Here is a 1,075-nt window from a genome sequence, read left to right on the forward strand (position 1 = left end):
AGTGTGGATAAGAGACAGGGGCTGCGCCTCGTCCTGGAGCGCGCGGAGGGCGGAGATGGTCACGGCTGGGCCTTTCTGAGGGCGTGTCGGGTGGTGCGGTAGGGGCGTTTGGGGCCGAGGGGCTGCGTGGGCGTCTGCGGGCCGATCGGCGGCGCGGATGGCGCCGGGGCCGCACGAGGGGCTGCGGAGGCGGCAGAGGCGCCGCCGGGCACGTTCGCGGGGTGATCGCGCCGGAGATCCACCACCGCGTCCACGACGAGCTGAGCGGCGAACCAGCAGGCGACAACGACCCCGGCCGCCGTAGCCGGGCTCACCGAGGCCCCCGCGGCCAGGTGTGGCCCAGGTCGTCGGCGTGGTCCGGCTCGTGGCCTTCCTCGAGGGCGCACCAGTCGGCCTCCGGCGGCCCGCCCTGATCTCCGCACGTCGCGACGACGCCCCGCTCCCGGAATGCCGCGACGATCGCCGGGTCGTCCTGGAACTCTCCGAGGGACTCGCCCTCGGTGTCCCAGCCGCGGTCCTGCAGCGCGTTGATGAGAACGCTGCACACCTGCCGCTTCACCTCGGCCGAGGCGCCGAGCTCGACGAGCTTCCTGGCGACGGGGGCGAAGACCTGGTCTCCGCTGGCCCACCCCATGTCAGGCCTCCTGACCGGGCGCAGCGGCAGGGGCCTCGGGGGCGTCCGGCGTGGCCGGCCGCAGCGTGGTCCACCGGCCGTCGGGATGCCGGATGACCCAGTCGCCGAAGTACGCGACGACGTGGTCCGGGTACTGGCCGATCCGCAGGCCGACGACGGTGTTCTTGCCGTCGACGTCCTGCCAGTAGCCCTTCGCGAAGATCCCGTCCCGGTCGACCGCGGCGTCGACCCGGTCGATGTTGCGCCGGGTGAGCATCCAGGTCTGGCAGCCGGCCGCCTCCAGCTCGACCACCGCGGCGCAGCGGGGGCACTCGCCGCGGACGTCGGTGAGGTTGCCGCGGCTGTCGATGTCGCGGTCGATGACGTCGCCGAGCTGCTCGCCGCAGCCGTTGCAGCAGCGCTTGAGGTGGAGGGTGGTGGAGCCGTCGGGGTTGGTGGTGT

Annotated in this window: 2 protein-coding genes; both read right to left on the bottom strand. The window is 73.5% G+C overall.

Annotated elements, in window-relative coordinates; genetic code table 11:
- Positions 1-310 precede the first annotated feature (310 nt).
- The gene (locus tag AOK09_RS35925) at positions 311-634 is read right to left on the bottom strand and encodes a hypothetical protein (RefSeq protein ID WP_055591371.1); all 324 of its coding nucleotides are present in this window, start codon (positions 632-634) and stop codon (positions 311-313) included.
- Position 635: 1 nt separating this feature from the next.
- Positions 636-1,075 (bottom strand): hypothetical protein (locus AOK09_RS35930; RefSeq protein WP_157876183.1); only part of this gene is annotated, 440 nt, incomplete at its 5' end.

This window comes from Peterkaempfera griseoplana, from assembly GCF_001418575.1.
Lineage (GTDB): Bacteria > Actinomycetota > Actinomycetes > Streptomycetales > Streptomycetaceae > Peterkaempfera > Peterkaempfera griseoplana.

Excerpts from the sequence above, each read along its gene's own strand:
- AOK09_RS35925 (WP_055591371.1), bottom strand. The coding sequence starts at position 634 with ATGGGGTGGGCCAGCGGAGACCAGGTCTTCGCCCCCGTCGCCAGGAAG.